The sequence below is a fragment of the Streptomyces sp. BJ20 genome, from assembly GCF_022869105.1.
Taxonomy (GTDB): Bacteria; Actinomycetota; Actinomycetes; order Streptomycetales; family Streptomycetaceae; genus Streptomyces; species Streptomyces griseoincarnatus.
Map to the genome: position 1 here is coordinate 5227292 of NZ_CP094918.1, position 16012 is coordinate 5243303.

Below are 16012 nucleotides of genomic sequence, written 5' to 3' on the forward strand. Positions count from 1 at the left end.
GGCCGTGGGACCCGGCCCGGAACAGGGACGAGCCCCCGCACGCGGGTCGCGTGCGGGGGCTCGTGAGGACTGTCGGCCCCTCGGGAGCCGTACAGAACCGGCCGGGCCGGCGGGGCGTCCTAGTAGACGCTGACCCCGTAGGCGCTCAGGGCCTCGGTCACCGGCTGGAAGAAGGTCGTGCCGCCGGAGGAGCAGTTGCCGCTGCCGCCGGAGGTCAGACCGTACGCGGTGCCGTTGCTGCCGTAGAGCGCGCCGCCGGAGTCACCGGGCTCGGCGCAGACCGTGGTCTGGATGAGACCGGAGACGATGTCTCCGCCGCCGTAGTTGACGGTCGCGTTGAGCGCGGTCACCCGGCCGCTGTGCGTGCCCGTGGTGGAGCCGTCACGGATGACGGTGGTGCCCACGCTCGGGGTGGCCGCACGGGTGATGTCCACGCCGTTCGCGGTACCGGGCCGGCTGACGGAGCCGGTGTACCGGACGATGCCGTAGTCGTTGCCCGGGAAGCTGGATCCGGCCGTGGTGCCGATGGCCGTGGTGCGCGCGGAGTTGGAGTACCAGGTGCCCGCGCCGTCCGTGCAGTGACCGGCGGTCAGGAAGTACTCGGCTCCGCTGCTGCTGCGGACGTTGAAGCCGAGGGAGCAGCGCCAGCTGCTCGCGTAGATGGCGTCGCCGCCCTGGATGAGCTTGGTGAACTTGCCCGGGGTGCGCTTGACGGTGATCGCCTCGGCGTTCTCCCCGGCCTGCTGCTTGATCTTGTTGATCTCGGCCTGGGAGACGGTGCTGTCGACGGTCACGACGACCCGGTTGGTCTTGCTGTCGACGGCCCAGGCGGTGCCCGGGACGTCGGCCTTCAGCACCGAGCCGCTCGCGCTCTTGAGCGCGGAGGTGCTGAAGGTGGTGGGGGTTTCGGCCGCGTTCGCGCTGGGGATCGCGATCGCGGCGGCGGCCACGAGGCCGGTGGAAACGGCGATCAGCCGAGTCCGTCTCGAGATGCCGCTCTGGGGGGTGGTGCGCTTGATCCTCACGTTTCGTTCCTCCACAAAGGAAGTTGGGGGCCCTCGTGGGGTTTGCGGGCCCGGTGAGGCGCAGTCAGCGGCCGGCGAACCGGATTCCGGACCCGTCGTGCCCCTGACAAGCGCTGCGGTGAGTATTCGGCCGACCGACCGTTCGGCGCAAGGGTGCCTTTTGGCCTGAGGATTAGGGACGACTGGTCGACTTGCTCCCCTCCCGCCCCGGCGTCACCGGTCGTCACACCGGGGTGACGACCGGTCGAACAAGGATCGGGGTGGCTGGATCCCGCCCCCGGCAGACCCACGGAGGGAACCGTGAGCACGTCTGTCACGTCCGAGGCCGCCTCAGCAGTCGCAGCCGCAGTCGCAACCGCTGCAACAGCCGTCCTCTCCGCCACAGTTGCAACAGTTGCAGCACTCACAGCAGTCGCAGCAGTCGCAGTCGCAGTTGTGGAGACAGCCTTCCTTGCGCTCGCGCGTCCACGGGTCCTCGTAGGTGCCGCAGCAGAGCTGACAGGTACAGGCGAGTCCCAGCCACACGGCGCATCCCGCCAGCAGCCCGCGCCGGTCCCGGCGCGGCGGTTCGGGCGGGGTGGGCCCACCCGGCGCACCGGGAGCACCGGGAGCACCCGGAGGGGCGTACGGATGCGAACCGTGGGCACAGGAGGGCGTACCGAAGGCGCGTCGGACGGAGTTGGGGAGCTCATGCACCAGAAGCCGGTGGGCGAGACCGCCGTCCGTGAACTCGGCCTCGCGCAGCGCCAGCCGGATGCCGTGCACGGCGTCGTCGGCGAGCCGGCGGGCCTCGTCGAGCGAGGTGCCCGTGGCGGTGAGCGGGTTCCACGCGCCGGAGGCGGCGTCGGCCTCCCGGTCCTCCACCGCGTCCAGCAGATGCGCGAGCCGCCCGAAGAGACGCCCGGCCTCCGCGAGCGGTGCGGCGTTCCGGGGCCGCCCGGCGAGCACCGCGGTGTGCGCGAAGGCCGCCGCGGTCGCCGTCTCGGTCGGCTCGGTGACGGTGAGGATCGGGGTGCCTGGTCCGGCCAGCGACTCGATGCCGGTCTGCCGGTCCACCGCGTCGACCAGGACGGCGGTGTCGAACCCGACGTCGGAGCCGGTCCGGGCGCCCGCCCGGTCCCAGCCCGCCGCCACCCGGCGCGCGGCGAGCGCCACCGGACGGCGGGCCAGCAGCCCGTCACCGTCGGCGACATGGTCGCGCACCTTGGCGGAGGCGAGGACGAGGGAGACGGCCGCGGCCAGCCGCGCGCCCTCGCCGTGGGCGACGGACGCGGTGCGCATCCCGCGCAGCGGGCAGGGGCCGGCGGTCCGGCGTCCCGTGGAGCCGCCCGGGTCCGCCTGAGCCTCCGTCAGGACGGAGATCAGCAGCCCGTCGTAGTTGGTGACGATGCGCGCGAGCTGCCCGTGGTCGCCGCGCAGGGCCAGGCAGAGCCCGCAGAGATGGGCCGTCCACTGGGCGGTGAGCTTCTCGCCCAGCCGGTGACGGCAGGGCCTGACGATCCCGAACACGACGTCCCCCCGTGCATGTGTACGACGTTCGGCTGCGGCATCGTACCGGTCGCGGCGTTCACCCGGATGCACCCCTCTTCACCCGTACGCCGCGTAGAATCATATTTCACTCTCAGTCAGCATCCGTTTGTGTCACGGCCCTTGGGAAACCAGGACTCTCGACGGATTCGCTGTGCACCAGTACCGTCACAAACCCCCCGCGCGGCGTCTATCCACTTGGCGCACCCTCCGCATCATGGACGACCATAGGGATGCGGAAAGCACGAAAGACCGCTGTGAGAGGAGGCGTCCATGGGATCGGTACGCAAGGCGAGTGCCTGGCTTGGCCTCGTCGACGACAACGAAGACGAGCGTTACTACGACGACGACTACTCCGACGGGACCGAGCCCGGCGAGGCCTGGGTCACCGACCCTCGGGTCAAGGTGGCCGCGGACGCCGCCGAGGAGCGGGGCCGCCGGATCGGCACGGTCACCCCGGACAGCTTCCGGGACGCCCGCGCCATCGGTGAGCTGTTCCGCGAGGGTGTGCCGGTCATCATGAACCTCACGGCCATGGACGCCACCGACGCCAAGCGCGTCGTCGACTTCGCGGCGGGTCTGATCTTCGGTCTGCGCGGCTCCATCGAGCGGGTGTCCAACCGCGTGTTCCTGCTCAGCCCCGCCGACACCGAGGTGGTCAGCGGCGAGCCGGCCGCGCACCGCGCCGACGGTTTCTTCAACCAGAGCTGAGGCGGGGCCGCCGAGCCGGCCCCGCCCCCGCAGGCAGGTCTACCGGAACGCGTCGATTCCGGTGAGCGCCTTGCCCAGCACGAGCTGGTGCATCTCCACGGTGCCCTCGTAGGTGAGCACCGACTCCAGGTTCGTCGCGTGCCGCATCACCGGGTACTCCAGCGAGATCCCGTTGGCCCCGAGAATCGTCCGGGCCGTGCGGCAGATCTCGATCGCCTCGCGCACGTTGTTGAGTTTGCCGAAGCTGACCTGCTCGGGACGCAGGCGGCCGGCGTCCATCCGCCGCCCCAGATGGTGGGCGAGCAGGATCCCCTTGTGCAGTTCCACCGCCATGTCGGCGAGTTTGGCCTGGGTGAGCTGGAAGCCGCCGATGGGCCGCCCGAACTGCTCCCGTGACTTCGCGTAGTCGACGGCCGCCTCGAAGCAGGCGCGCGCGGCGCCCATCGAGCCCCACACGATCCCGTACCGGGCGTGCGACAGACAGCTCAGCGGGCCTTTCAGCCCGGTCACCTCCGGCAGCACCGCGTCGGCGGGCAGCCGTACGTCGTCCATGACCAGCTCGCTGGTGACGGAGGCGCGCAGGGACCACTTGTGCTTGATCTCCGGGGCCGAGAAGCCCGGCGCGTCGGTGGGGACGGCGAAGCCGCGGATCCCGTCGTCGGTCTGCGCCCAGACGACCGCGACCCCGGCCACGGACCCGTTGGTGATCCACATCTTGCGGCCGTTGAGCACCCAGTCGGAGCCGTCGCGCTTGGCGTAGGTGCGCATCGAGCCGGGGTCGGAGCCGTGGTCGGGCTCGGTGAGCCCGAAGCAGCCGATGACCTCGCCGGCTGCCATCCGGGGCAGCCACTGCCGCTTCTGCTCCTCGCTGCCGAAGCGGTGGATCGCGTACATGGCGAGGGAGCCCTGCACGGACACCAGGGAGCGGATGCCGGAGTCTGCCGCCTCCAGCTCCAGGCAGGCCAGCCCGTACTGCACGGCGCTCGCGCCCGCGCAGCCGTACCCGTCGAGGGACATGCCGAGCGCGCCGATCCCGCCGAGCTCCCGGGCCAGCCCGCGGACGTCCGGCAGCTCGCCCTTCTCGTACCAGTCCGCGACGTACGGCAGCACACGGTCCGCCGCCCAGCCGCGCACGGTGTCCCGGATCGCCAGGTCCTCCGGCTCCAGCAGGTCGTCGAGGCCGAGGGGGTCGGCGGGGTCGAACGCGGGCGGCTTCGCGGACGCGGCCATGGGTGCACCCTCCGGGGGCTGGTCATCCGGTACGTCGACTAGCACTGCTAGTCAGGCTCGGCCCGACGTTACGACGCGGTCCTCCCTCCGTCCACCCCGGTCCACGCCGGACGCGTCACACCGCGCCCCCGGCCCTCCACGGCAACCGCCGCGCGGGCGTTCGCACAGGGGCGGTCCCGGTGCCGGGGCGCACCGAGCCCCATGCCGGCCTCGCGGGCCGCGCAGGGGCTTCCGCCGTTCGGGCACGCCGGTCCCCTCCCGGGCTTCCGGAGCGAGCGCCACCGGGTTCGGCCCCCGGGGGGGACGGCGTGGGCCGTCACCGGAAGCCGGGCCTCGGGGAGCCCCCGGAGACGGCCAAAACAGCAGACCCAAGACGGGCCGTCCCCGGAGCCAGGCCTCGAGAAGCCACCGAAGACAGCCAAAACAGCAGACCCAAGACGGGCCATCCCCGGAGCCAGGCCTCGGGGGACGCCACCGGCCTGGGGGCGCTACCGGCCTGGGGGCGCTACCGGCCACGGCCAGAACGGCGGGCCCGGAGACGGCCTCGTCACCGGCCTCGCGAACAGCTTCGCGGCCTTACCGAAGGGCACCCCGGCGGACCGCCGAGGACGCAGCCCACGGGGCAACCGTGACAGTGGCCCCCAGGGAGGGCTCGGCGGCATGGCCGGAGGTGGCTCCGGTCTGGCGGGTCAGACCTTCACGCCCGAGCCACGCGACTCCCGCTGCGCGGGCATCCGCATGGGGGTGCTGCCGAGCCCTGCGGCGGGAGACGCCTCGGCGGTGGTCCCGGAGGCGGGGGCGGAGCCGGACGGGGCCGAAGACGGTGCGGACGCGGGTCCGGAGGGGGTTTCCTCCGGGTCGCAGTGCATCAGGCGCGGCAGGCGCAGGGCCATCGCCGCGCCGGCGAGGAGCAGGCCCGCGCTGACCAGGAGCGTGACGTGCAGGCCGTGGACGAAGGAGTGGCGGGCGGCCAGGCGCAGCGCCTCACCCGCGGGGCCGCCGAGGCGGGCCGCGACCTCGTACGCCTCGCCCAGCGAGTGCGCCGCCGCGGCGGACGCGGAGGCCGGCACCCCGGGGACCTGGGAGAGCCCGGGCGCGTAGGCCGCGTTCATCACGCTGCCGAGCAGCGCGATGCCGATGCCCGCGCCGAGCTGGTAGGACGTCTCGCCGATGGCCGCCGCCCCGCCGGCCTGGTCCTGCGGGGCCTCGCTGAGCATCGACTCGTAGGCGCCGAAGAGGGTGGTCTCCAGGCCGAAGCCGAGCAGCACGAACCCGCCGAGCAGCAGCGGGGCGTTGTCGTCGCCGCCCATGGCGGTCAGCAGCACCACCGCCCCGGCCGTGAGGCAGAAGCCGAGGGAGACCATGCGGCGCGGACCGAACCGGCGCAGCATCCGGGCGCCCGCCAGGCCCGCGGCCATCGCCGCGAAGGTGAGCGGCACCAGCCGCAGCCCGGTCTCCAGCGGAGACAGCCCCAGCACCAGCTGGAGGTACTGCGCGGCGATCAGTTCGAGGCCCACCAGGGCGAGCATGGCCAGCACGATGCAGCCGACCGAGGTGCTGAACGCGGGCCGGGAGAACATCCGCAGGTCGAGCAGCGGATGCTCGCGCCTGCGCTGCCGGCGGACGAACAGCACCAGCAGGACGACCCCCGCGGCCAGCGGCAGCAGCGTGGCCGCGCCGAGCTCGCCCGCGCCGAGCCGCTTCACCCCGAGGACCATCGCGAACAGCCCTGCGGCGGCCGTGAGCGCGCCGACCACGTCCCAGGGGCCGTCGCTGTCGCCCTTCGACTCGGGCAGCAGGATCCGCCCGACGGGCAGGCTGACCAGCATCAGCGGGATGTTGACCAGGAAGACCGAGCCCCACCAGAAGTGCTCCAGCAGGAAGCCGCCGAGCAGCGGTCCGACCGCGGCGCCCACGGCGGCGACGGCGCTCCAGATGCCGATGGCGAGCGCCCGCTCACGGCGGTCGGGGAAGACCTGGCGCAGGATCGACAGCGTGGCCGGCATGATCATCGCGCCGCCGACGCCGAGCAGCGCCCGCGCCACGATCAGCAGGTGCGCGTCGTCCGCGAAGGCCGCCATGGCCGAGGCCACGCCGAACAGGGTGTAGCCGAGGAGGAGGACGCGTCTGCGGCCGACGCGGTCGCCCAGCGTGCCGAACAGGATCAGCAGCGAGGCACAGACCAGCGGATATGCGTCGACGATCCAGAGCAGTTCCACCGCACCGGGCTTGAGGTCCTCGGTGACGGCGGGGACGGCCACGTGCAGCACGGTGGCGTCGACGGCGACCAGCAGCAGGCTGACGCAGAGGACGACGAGCACCACCCACCGGTTGGCACCGGCCCCGGCCGCCCGACGGCGCAGCGCGGCGGCCGTGGTCGTCCCGGACATGTACGTACCTCCCAGAAGTTCCCTCGCGGTACCGCGGGCTCACGGGGTGGGGGACTCCCCCGTGCCTCGGCCGGAGAGGAGCGGTCGTCCCCGGCCCGCGCGGCGAACGGCGAGTGACACGTCAGAGTACGCGAGGGAACGCTGAGGTCGAGTGGCGGGCCTCTCAACCTCGCGGCCGATCCGTGTGGCGTACACCACTCCCCCGGCCCGTTCCTCCGTACGGTTCCCACACCGACGCGGGCGGGCCGGTGCCGGGCCGGGTCGATAATCGGCGCGTGAACGATCTCGAGACGCGTGCCGCCGCGGCCCGCCCCGGAGCTCTTCGCCGGGCCGCCCCGGCGCTCCTCGGGTACGCCGCCGTGCGTGCCCTGGGCCTGGTCGTCCTGGCCCTGTGGAGCGAGGCGCGCGGCAAGAGCGCGTACACCTTGCTGACCGCCCGCTGGGACTCCCTCTGGTACACCCGGGTCGCCGAGCTGGGGTACGGCTACGAGGTGCGGCTCCCCAATGGCGACGTGCACTCCAACCTGGCGTTCTTCCCGCTGCTGCCGTGGCTGGAGCGGCTGGCCGCGGCGGTCTCCCCGCTGTCGTACGCGGATGGGGGGTTCGTGGTGAGCCTGCTCGCCTCGCTCGCCGCGGCCTGGGGGATCTTCGCCGTGGCCGACCATCTGTACGGGCGGCGGGCCGGGGTGTGCGCGGTGCTGCTGTGGGCGGTGCTGCCGGTCGGGATCGTGCAGTCGATGGCGTACAGCGAGTCGCTGTTCACGGCGCTGGCGGCCTGGGCCCTGTACGCGGTGCTGACAGGGCGCTGGGTGACGGCGGGCCTGCTGGCGGGGCTGGCGGGGCTGACCCGGCCGGTGGGGCTGGCGGTGGTCGCGGCGGTCTGGGCGGCCGGGGTGGCCGCCTTCCTTCGGGAGCGGTCCGGCTCCTCCTTCGTGGGGGACGGCAGTGCGGTACCGGCGGGCGGCGCGCGCGACGGCGGCCACGCCGGTCCCCCGTCCGGCGCCCCGCATACGGGCGCACCGGACGGCGCTCCGCCATCGCCGCACGCCCCTGGTGTGCGCCTGCGCCGGGTGGTCGGGATGCTGCTCGCGCCCCTCGGGGCCGCCGGGTACGTCCTGTGGGTCGGCGACCGCACCGGGGGCGGCCTGCTGGGCTACCTGGACGTGCAGGCCGGCTGGCGCAACGGCTTCGACGGGGGCTACGCGTTCGCCCTGTTCGTCGCCGGACGGTTCACGTCCTTCCCGTCGGCCCTCGCCGGGGTCGCTCTGGTCGTCGGCGTGGCCCTGGTGGTGTGGCTCTACGTCCTGTGCGTACGCCGGGGACAGCCGCTCCCGCTGCTGGTCTACGCCGGCACGGTCACGGCGCTCGCCCTGTGCGCGTCGAGCTACTTCGGGTCGAAACCGCGGCTGCTGATGCCGGCCTTCCCGCTGCTCCTGCCGCTCGCCGTGGCCCTGGCCCGGGCGCGGACGCGCCTGCTCGCGGCGGGACTGGTGGCGGTCGCGGCGGGCTCGGCGGCCTACGGCGCCTTCTGGCTGAACGGGTCCGGACCGCCCTGATCCCGCCGGCCCGGACGGCCGGTGAGCGGCAGGGGAATTCCACACGAGCCGCAGGTGAACCAATTCGGTCAGCCGATAAACCGAGGGCGCTCGACATGCCCAAAACAATTGCGGGCGGGGGCTCGGATTCGCCGGAAATAAAGGGCGCGTCTGAGAGGGATGCCACATCACATCGTCATCACAAAGCCGCTGAATCGTCGGGTCGGCACACTCACTCGCTGTAACGTCGATTGGGTGCGTACCGAACGGAGTCACACCCGTCTGGACCGGGTGTTCGCGAGGCTGGACCGTGAGCCGGAGCGACCGGCCCACGTCGGCATGCCGCGAATGAGCCGGCACCGGATCGTGCTCCTCGGCGCGACCCTGGCCTTCTACGCGGCGATCGTGTGGGCCGTGGTGGTCACCTCCTGGCTGGTCCGCCTGGACTGGCAGGTCATGTTCTTCCGCCCCTACCAGCAGTGGCCGGAGCTGCACGCCTTCGTCGACTACTACGTGGTGCTGGGCCAGCGCGGCCCCACCGCCGTGATGGTCGCCGCCTGGCTCGGCTGGCGCTCCTGGCGGCAGCACACGCTGCGCCCGCTGCTCGCCCTCGGCGTCTCCCTGCTGCTGCTCAACGTCACGGTGGGCGCCGCGAAGTACGGCATGGGGCGGCTCGGACCGCATTACGCGACCGAGATCGGCTCGAACGAGATGTGGCTCGGCGGGGATATATTTCCGAGCGGTCACACCGCGAACGCCGTGGTGACCTGGGGAATCCTGGCCTATCTGGCCTCCACCCCGCGGGCCCGCCGCTGGCTTTCCGCACTGTCGGCCGTGACGTCCCTGGGCGTCGGGCTGTCCACCGTCTACATCGGCACCCACTGGCTCAGCGACGTCCTGCTGGGCTGGGCCGCGGGCCTGCTGATCCTGCTCGCGCTGCCCTGGTTCGAGCCGTTGATCGCGCGGGCCGAGGCCCGGATCCTCGCCGTGCGGGACCGGCTGGGCGACCGCCGCGGCACCAAGGCGCCGGTACCCGCCCCGGCGGACGGCCCCGTCGTGGTCCGTCCGCTCACCGAGCGCCCCGCCGGCACGGTGCACGAGCCGGTGCCCGCCGGACGCGCGGCCCGGTCGCCGGTCTATCTCGCGCCCGGCCCGCACACCAGCCGCGCCGAGCGCTCCCCGGTGACGCCCGCCGGCAGCCGGCGCCCGCAGCACACCGACCGTCACCCGCGCGGGACGACGCCTGCGCCGCGCCCCTGAGGGACCCCCGGACAGCCCGACGGCCCCGGTCCTCTGCCCGAGGACCGGGGCCGTCGGGGTGTCTCAGCCCTTCCAGGCCCGCGCCACCCGGCCGTCCCTCACCTCGAAGTTCAGCCGGCCCACGCGGTACTCCATGGTGACGATCGTCCCCGGCGCCAGGGCCCGCACCGAGGACCAGCCGCGCTCACGCGCGAGGTGCTCGGCCCGGTCGGCGGCGAGGCCGACATAGGCGTCCGGACTGTCGCTGGGTTCCGTGGGGGGTGTCGGAATGGGTGCCATGCGGCCACGCTATGCCCTGGCCCGGAAACGCGGAAGTCCGCGCCGGGAGCCGGTGCCCGCGACCGTTCGTGGTCACACTTGTGTCACAGGATCACGACGGGGGCGTACGGGCGGCGGTCACCCGAAAGAGCGGTTGTGTGCTCCGCCCGGTGGCATTCAAAAAGATTCCCGAGTACCTCGCCGTGGCCCCGACAAACCCCGAAAGAATTGTGTCGCGTGAGGTATTCGGGAGTGCTTCCGCGGCGCATTCCCGGGCGGGCACGGTCGCCCCGTGAAAGGGGTGTGCACAAGAAGTGCGCATTTTCGTCACATGGGTCGGCGTGCCCAGGCGGACGAGACGGGCGAAGGCCCCTCCGGACGGCCGGAGGGACCCTGGTTCCCCGATGACGGGGGCGCCTCAGATGTCGAGCCGCTGCCCGGGCACGATCACGTCGGGATCGTCGCCGATGACGTCCCGGTTGGCCGCGTACAACCGCTGCCAGTCCGTCCCGTGACGGGCGGCGATCCCGCTCAGGGTGTCGCCGGGACGGACGGTCCAGTCACCGCGGGAAGCGCCCCGGTCCGGGCGGGCGGCGGCGCGCCCGGGGGCCGCCTGCACCGTGCTCCGCTGCGTCGCGGCCGACTCCTGACCGGCCTTCTTCGCGGGCGCCGGGTCCGCGACGGGGGCGGGCCCCGACGCCCCGGCTCGGGCGCCGCAGACGGGCCAGGCGTTCCAGCCTTGCGTGCGCTGGACCTTCGTCGCGATCTCGATCTGCTGGGCCTTGCTCGCGCGGTCGGCCGTCGGGGCGTACGCGGTGCCGCCGAAGGCGCGCCAGGTGGAGGCGGAGAACTGGAGCCCGCCGTAGTAGCCGTTGCCGGTGTTGATGTGCCAGTCGCCGCCGCTCTCGCACTGGGCGATGCGGTCCCACACCCCGTCGTCCGCGGCCGCCGCGCCGCCTGCGGCGGCCAGCAGTCCGAGCGGCGCGAGCAGGGTTGCGCCGGCCAGGAAGGCCGCGGTACGCGCCCCGCGGGCGTTACGACGGGTGTTGTCGGCACATACGGACATGGATGTCCTTCCCCGAGGACCCGGGCTTCCCCTGGCGGAACGCCGCCCGGCGCGTCAGGGGACGCGCGGGCCGCGGCCGCCCCGTCCGCCGTCGGGGTCGTACGAAGGGTGGTGCGTCGGTGGTGCGGTCGGCGGACGTACCCGAGCGGTGCTCGTTGCACCCGGCGGAGGAATGTAGGGAGCCGTCGGCACCAGGATCAACCAACGGCCCGTCGCCCCTGGCCAGTTGAGACTTACCCGGGGTATCAGCGATTTTCGGCCACCCATTTCATTGCGCGATTTCCGGATTTGTCGACCACTGGGCGGAGCTGGTTGTGAGGCACCTCACCCGGTCAAACCCCTTGCGTCAAAGGTGAGTTGACGTTGAGTGCCGGATTCCGCACCTGCCGTGACGCTGCGCGCTGGATGGTTCGATTCCGTTCGCCGTAAGGCGTGACTACCGCCACAGATCGCCCGTTGTCTTCTTCATGAGCCGGGGACCCACCCGGACCACGGGCCGGGAGCCACCCGGCCTCGCCACGCACCGCATCCCGAGGGAGCCACCCGTGCCGCGCATGCTCGACGTCAGCGACGAGGTACGCGCCGAGATCGGCGACGAAGAAGCAGCCCGCCTGCTCGCCGGAGAGTCCGCCCCGGGCAGTTACGACTGCACCTCCTGCCGGACTCCGGGCGACTCGGAGCAGGAGCGCACCAGCACCGTCCTGTTCATCGGGGACGAGACCGCCGTGCTCGCCTTCGCCCACGCCACCTGCCTGCCCTCGCAGGTCGTCCAGGTCACCGAGGAACAGCTCCAGGGCGCCGTGCGGTCGATCGGCGCCGTGGGCGGGGAGCCCCAGCAGCAGCCGCTGCCTCCGCAGCACACCCAGCAGTCGCCGCAGCAGTCGTCCAACCTGGTGCCCGAGCAGGCAGTGCTGGGGGTGACCAGCGGGCTGGTGCTGATCCAGAACGAGCTGCACCCGGCGCTCGTGGTCGAGCCGACCGCCCCCGTCGCCCGGCCCGGCACCTTCGGGTCCGGCGACGACTTCCTGCCGCTGCTGATCGAGCAGGGCTTCATGCCGATGACCGAGCTGGCCGCCGTGCCGCCCGTGCTGCACGGGTGGTCGGTGCTGCTGGCGGCGGGGCAGCTGCACGCCGTGCTCCAGCCGAACCCGAACGGGGGCCGTCCGGTGGCCTGGTGGCAGGCGCACCAGCCGCTGCAGGTCACCGACGGGTGGCGGGCGGCGGCGAACAAGCACCAGCAGGTGCTGATGTTCGCCGCGCCGGTGGGGTCCATCGGGCGTCAGCCCCGGGAGGATCTGATGCGGGACGCGCTGGACAAGGCCGCGGCCAACGGGAAGCTGGTGTCCGCGGCGTTGCCGCTGGCCGGGATCTGACGCGGGACGTCGTGCGTCGGCCGACGGTGCGTGGGGGCTGGTCTCGCGGTTCCCCGCACCCCTGACGGGCGCCGACGCGCGAAAACTCCAGGGGGGCCGCATCCCTTGTGGCACGGGGTCGTTTGGACATACGTGCACGCATATGACGCTCCCCGCCGCCAGTCCCTCGCCTCGGTCCCCGCACCCGTGCGCCCGACGCAGGACTCCCGCAGCGGCCACTCGGCCACGCCGATCTACGACGCTCTCTACGCCGAGTACGTCAAGTCCTTCCGTACGCTGCCGGGCGACCGCAGCGGCGAGGAGGACTGGGGCTTCACCGCCTTCGGGAACATCCCGCACAGTACGGGCGCGTACCGTGACCACAGTCCCGGGTCGTTCGGCGCGTCCCTCGTCCGGTCCGCCGTGGAGCCGCCGCAGTGGCAGCGCGTGGGCCCGGCGGGGCGCGGGACCAACGAGATGCACCATGTGCCGGCCGGGCTGCCCCCGTCCCCCCGCAGCGGCGTCTGACGGACACGGCGAAGGGGCGGTCCCGCGATCGGGACCGCCCCTTCGTCATGCACGGTTACTTCTTGCGTCCGCGCTTCTCCCGCACCCGCACCGAGATGTGGATCGGCGTGCCCTCGAAGCCGAACTCCTCGCGCAGCCGGCGCTCGATGAAGCGCCGGTACCCCGCCTCGATGAAGCCGGAGGCGAACAGCACGAACCGCGGCGGCTTGGTGCCCGCCTGGGTGCCGAACAGGATGCGCGGCTGCTTGCCGCCCCGCACCGGGTGCGGGTGGGCGGCGACCAGCTCGCCCAGGAAGGCGTTGAGGCGGCCCGTCGGGACCCGGGTCTCCCAGCCCGCCAGGGCCGTCTCGATCGCCGGGACCAGCTTCTCCATGTGGCGGCCGGTGAGGGCCGAGACGTTCACCCGGGGCGCCCAGGCGACCTGGCCGAGCTCGGTCTCGATCTCCCGCTCCAGGTAGTAGCGGCGCTCCTCGTCCAGGGTGTCCCACTTGTTGTACGCCAGGACGAGCGCGCGGCCCGCCTCGACGGCCATGGTGACGATGCGCTGGTCCTGCACCGAGATGGATTCGGAGCCGTCGATCAGGACGACCGCCACCTCGGCCTTCTCGACGGCCGCGGCGGTGCGCAGCGAGGCGTAGTAGTCGGCGCCCTGCTGGAGGTGGACCCGCTTGCGGATGCCCGCCGTGTCGACGAACTTCCAGGTCTTGCCGCCGAGTTCGATGATCTCGTCGACCGGGTCACGGGTGGTGCCGGCGAGTTCGTTGACGACGACCCGCTCCTCGCCCGCGACCTTGTTGAGCAGGGAGGACTTGCCGACGTTGGGCCGGCCGATCAGGGCGATCCGGCGCGGACCGCCGAGGGCGGCGCCGAACCTCTGCGCCGGGGCCTCCGGCAGCGCCTCCAGGACCTTGTCCAGCATGTCGCCGGTGCCGCGGCCGTGCAGGGCGGAGACGGGGTGCGGCTCGCCGAGGCCCAGGGACCACAGGTAGGACGCGTCGGCCTCACCGCTCGGGCCGTCCACCTTGTTGGCGCACAGCACGACCGGCTTGCCCGCCTTGCGCAGCAGGCGGACGACGGCCTCGTCGGTGTCGGTGGCGCCGACCTTGGCGTCCACCACGAAGACGACCGCGTCGGCCGCCTCGATGGCGTACTCGGCCTGGGCGGCGACGGAGGCGTCGATGCCGAGGACGTCCTGCTCCCAGCCGCCGGTGTCGACGACCTTGAAGCGGCGGCCCGCCCACTCGGCCTCGTAGGTGACGCGGTCGCGGGTGACGCCCGGCTTGTCCTCGACGACCGCCTCGCGGCGGCCGATGATCCGGTTCACCAGGGTCGACTTGCCGACGTTGGGGCGGCCGACGACGGCGAGCACCGGGAGCGGGCCGTGGCCCGCCGCCTCGATGGCGCCCTCGACGTCCTCGAGGTCGAAGCCCTCCTCCGCGGCGAGCTCCATGAACTCCGCGAACTCGGCATCGCCCAGCGCCCCGTGATCGTGCTCGTGCGCAGCGTCGTGCGCGTCCGAGCCGCCGGGCTCGATGTGGTCGTTCATGAAGTCGGTACCTCGTTCATCGTGGTGATCGGTGGAACCCCCGTGGTGACGGAGATCCACTACTCAAGTGTCGCTCAGCGGCCGGTGAGACGCCTGGCGTTTTCCAGGTGGGCGGTGAGCTGCTTCTGGATGCGTGCCGTGGCCTCGTCGAGCGCCTTGCGCGTACGTCTCCCGCTGCCGCCCGCCCGTCGCCCACCACCACCCGTACCGGAGCTTCCCGCCCCTTCGACGGCGTCGAACGGGTCGCCGAAGACGACGTCGACGCGGGAGCGCAGCGGGGGCAGCGCCTTTGTCAACCGGCCGGGCCGGTCGGAACTTCCCAGGACGGCGACCGGCACGATCGGCGCCCCGCTGCGCACCGCGAAGTACGCGAGCCCGGCACGTATCGAGGCGAAGTCGCCCTCACCGCGGGTGCCCTCGGGGAAGATGCCGAGGACGCCGCCCTGCTCCAGGACGCCCAGCGCCCGGGCGATGGCCGTGCGGTCGGTGGAGTGCCGGTCGACCTTCAGCTGGCCGATGCCGGTCAGGAACGGGTCGAGCGGGCCGACGAACGCCTCCTTCTTGATCAGGAAGTGCGTCGGCCGGGGCGCCACGCCCATGACCATGGGGCCGTCGATGTTGTGCGAGTGGTTCACGGCGAAGATCACCGGGCCGGAGGCGGGGACCCGCCAGGAGCCCAGCACGCGCGGCTTGAACAGCCCGTACATCAGGCCGACGCCGATGCGCCGTCCGACCTCGGCGCCCCGCATCGAGGGAACGTCGGTCACTTCCCCGCCCGCTTCTCCTCGACGAGGGTGACGACGCACTCGATGACCTGCTGCAGGGTCAGGTCGGTGGTGTCCACCTCGACCGCGTCGTCGGCCTTGGCCAGCGGGGAGGTCTTGCGGCTGGAGTCGGCCGCGTCCCGCTTGATCAGGGCCTCGCGGGTGGTGTGCAGGTCGGCGCCCTTGAGCTCGCCGCTGCGGCGGGCGGCGCGGGCCTCCGGGGAGGCGGTGAGGAAGATCTTCAGGTCGGCGTCGGGCAGCACCGTGGTGCCGATGTCGCGGCCCTCGACGACGATGCCGGTGACGGCGGAGGCGGCGATGGCGCGCTGCAGATCCGTGATCCGGGCGCGCACCTCGGGCACCGCGCTGACCGCACTGACCTTGGAGGTGACGTCCTGCTCGCGGATCGGGCCGGACACGTCCACGCCGTCGACGGTGATCGTCGGCGCCGTGGGCTCGGTGCCGGAGAGGATGTCGGGCTTGGCGGCCGCGGCGGCGATCGCGGACGGGTCAGCCGTGTCGATGCCGTTGGTCACCATCCACCAGGTGATCGCCCGGTACTGGGCGCCGGTGTCCAGGTAGCTCAGGCCGAGCTGCGCCGCCACGGCCTTCGACGTGCTCGACTTGCCCGTGCCGGAGGGACCGTCTATCGCGACGATCACGGGCTTGGCGACGCCGTTTTCCACGGAGGAACACCTTCCTGGTGCGGTGGGGTGGGGTGTGCGGGGCGTGGACACGCCCCGCACCAGATTACTGGCTCCCGGGAACCCGTCCGACATGCGGACGCCCTCCCCGTCTCGCAGGGACGGGCGGGGAGACG

General features: G+C 72.7%; 14 protein-coding genes. 5 read left to right on the forward strand and 9 right to left on the reverse strand.

All coding sequences use genetic code 11. The features are described from left to right. Positions 1–119: 119 nt before the first annotated feature. Together MTR79_RS23640 and MTR79_RS23645 are read right to left on the reverse strand one after the other, a co-directional pair. A complete protein-coding gene (locus MTR79_RS23640; RefSeq protein ID WP_086702726.1) occupies positions 120–1025 on the reverse strand; it encodes a S1 family peptidase in 906 nt (301 codons plus the stop codon). A 330-nt stretch (positions 1026–1355) separates the two neighbouring features. Continuing rightward, the gene (locus tag MTR79_RS23645) at positions 1356–2534 is read right to left on the reverse strand and encodes a DUF5685 family protein (protein WP_086702728.1); all 1179 of its coding nucleotides are present in this window, start codon (positions 2532–2534) and stop codon (positions 1356–1358) included. 291 nt (positions 2535–2825) lie between these two features. Between MTR79_RS23645 and MTR79_RS23650 the strand changes: the two genes are divergently transcribed. After that, on the forward strand, positions 2826–3263 hold the full coding sequence (locus MTR79_RS23650) for a cell division protein SepF (RefSeq protein WP_048459138.1): 438 nt from the start codon (positions 2826–2828) through the stop codon (positions 3261–3263). A 39-nt stretch (positions 3264–3302) separates the two neighbouring features. On the opposite strand, the gene MTR79_RS23655 is transcribed toward MTR79_RS23650, so the two are convergent. Together MTR79_RS23655 and MTR79_RS23660 are read right to left on the reverse strand one after the other, a co-directional pair. Then, entirely contained in the window at positions 3303–4493 is a 1191-nt protein-coding gene (locus MTR79_RS23655) for an acyl-CoA dehydrogenase family protein (RefSeq protein WP_086702730.1), read from the reverse strand. 689 nt (positions 4494–5182) lie between these two features. Beyond that, positions 5183–6883 carry an MFS transporter gene (locus MTR79_RS23660; protein WP_086702731.1) on the reverse strand — a complete coding sequence of 567 codons (1701 nt, stop codon included), beginning with the start codon at positions 6881–6883 and terminating at the stop codon, positions 5183–5185. A gap of 275 nt (positions 6884–7158) precedes the next feature. Here MTR79_RS23660 and MTR79_RS23665 point away from each other — a divergent pair, with 275 nt between their 5' ends. Both MTR79_RS23665 and MTR79_RS23670 read left to right on the forward strand, forming a co-directional pair. Further along, a complete protein-coding gene (locus tag MTR79_RS23665; protein ID WP_244791924.1) occupies positions 7159–8439 on the forward strand; it encodes a glycosyltransferase family 39 protein in 1281 nt (426 codons plus the stop codon). 234 nt (positions 8440–8673) lie between these two features. Beyond that, positions 8674–9678: a phosphatase PAP2 family protein gene (locus MTR79_RS23670; RefSeq protein ID WP_086702734.1), complete on the forward strand. Its 1005-nt coding sequence runs from the start codon at positions 8674–8676 to the stop codon at positions 9676–9678. 63 nt (positions 9679–9741) lie between these two features. Here the strand turns inward: MTR79_RS23670 and MTR79_RS23675 are convergent, their stop codons facing one another. Both MTR79_RS23675 and MTR79_RS23680 read right to left on the reverse strand, forming a co-directional pair. Further along, complete coding sequence (locus tag MTR79_RS23675; RefSeq protein WP_006131512.1) at positions 9742–9957, reverse strand: I78 family peptidase inhibitor; 216 nt, start codon at positions 9955–9957, stop codon at positions 9742–9744. Between the two features lie 397 nt (positions 9958–10354). Beyond that, the gene (locus MTR79_RS23680) at positions 10355–11002 is read right to left on the reverse strand and encodes a transglycosylase family protein (RefSeq protein WP_244791925.1); all 648 of its coding nucleotides are present in this window, start codon (positions 11000–11002) and stop codon (positions 10355–10357) included. A gap of 545 nt (positions 11003–11547) precedes the next feature. Here MTR79_RS23680 and MTR79_RS23685 point away from each other — a divergent pair. Both MTR79_RS23685 and MTR79_RS23690 read left to right on the forward strand, forming a co-directional pair. Next, on the forward strand, positions 11548–12375 hold the full coding sequence (locus MTR79_RS23685; protein WP_086702737.1) for a hypothetical protein: 828 nt from the start codon (positions 11548–11550) through the stop codon (positions 12373–12375). A 132-nt stretch (positions 12376–12507) separates the two neighbouring features. Then, positions 12508–12882 (forward strand): hypothetical protein, encoded by a 375-nt coding sequence (locus MTR79_RS23690; RefSeq protein WP_244791926.1) that lies wholly within the window; start codon positions 12508–12510, stop codon positions 12880–12882. Positions 12883–12937: 55 nt separating this feature from the next. Here MTR79_RS23690 and der read toward each other — a convergent pair whose 3' ends face one another. The 3 genes from der to cmk form a co-directional block, all read right to left on the reverse strand. Continuing rightward, positions 12938–14428, reverse strand: coding sequence for a ribosome biogenesis GTPase Der (der, locus tag MTR79_RS23695; protein WP_048459146.1), 1491 nt, complete (start codon positions 14426–14428; stop codon positions 12938–12940). A gap of 74 nt (positions 14429–14502) precedes the next feature. Continuing rightward, the gene (locus tag MTR79_RS23700; protein WP_189366007.1) at positions 14503–15195 is read right to left on the reverse strand and encodes a lysophospholipid acyltransferase family protein; all 693 of its coding nucleotides are present in this window, start codon (positions 15193–15195) and stop codon (positions 14503–14505) included. Continuing rightward, on the reverse strand, positions 15192–15878 hold the full coding sequence (cmk, locus tag MTR79_RS23705) for a (d)CMP kinase (protein ID WP_048459148.1): 687 nt from the start codon (positions 15876–15878) through the stop codon (positions 15192–15194). Before cmk ends, MTR79_RS23700 begins: the two co-directional genes overlap by 4 nt. Positions 15879–16012 lie beyond the last annotated feature (134 nt).

Bases quoted from the DNA above. Each gene is read 5' to 3' on its own strand.
- MTR79_RS23675 (WP_006131512.1), bottom strand. From the start codon at position 9,957: ATGGCACCCATTCCGACACCCCCCACGGAACCCAGCGACAGTCCGGAC.
- MTR79_RS23655 (WP_086702730.1), bottom strand. From the start codon at position 4,493: ATGGCCGCGTCCGCGAAGCCGCCCGCGTTCGACCCCGCCGACCCCCTC.
- MTR79_RS23680 (WP_244791925.1), bottom strand. From the start codon at position 11,002: ATGTCCGTATGTGCCGACAACACCCGTCGTAACGCCCGCGGGGCGCGT.
- der (WP_048459146.1), bottom strand. From the start codon at position 14,428: ATGAACGACCACATCGAGCCCGGCGGCTCGGACGCGCACGACGCTGCG.
- MTR79_RS23660 (WP_086702731.1), bottom strand. From the start codon at position 6,883: ATGTCCGGGACGACCACGGCCGCCGCGCTGCGCCGTCGGGCGGCCGGG.
- MTR79_RS23650 (WP_048459138.1), top strand. From the start codon at position 2,826: ATGGGATCGGTACGCAAGGCGAGTGCCTGGCTTGGCCTCGTCGACGAC.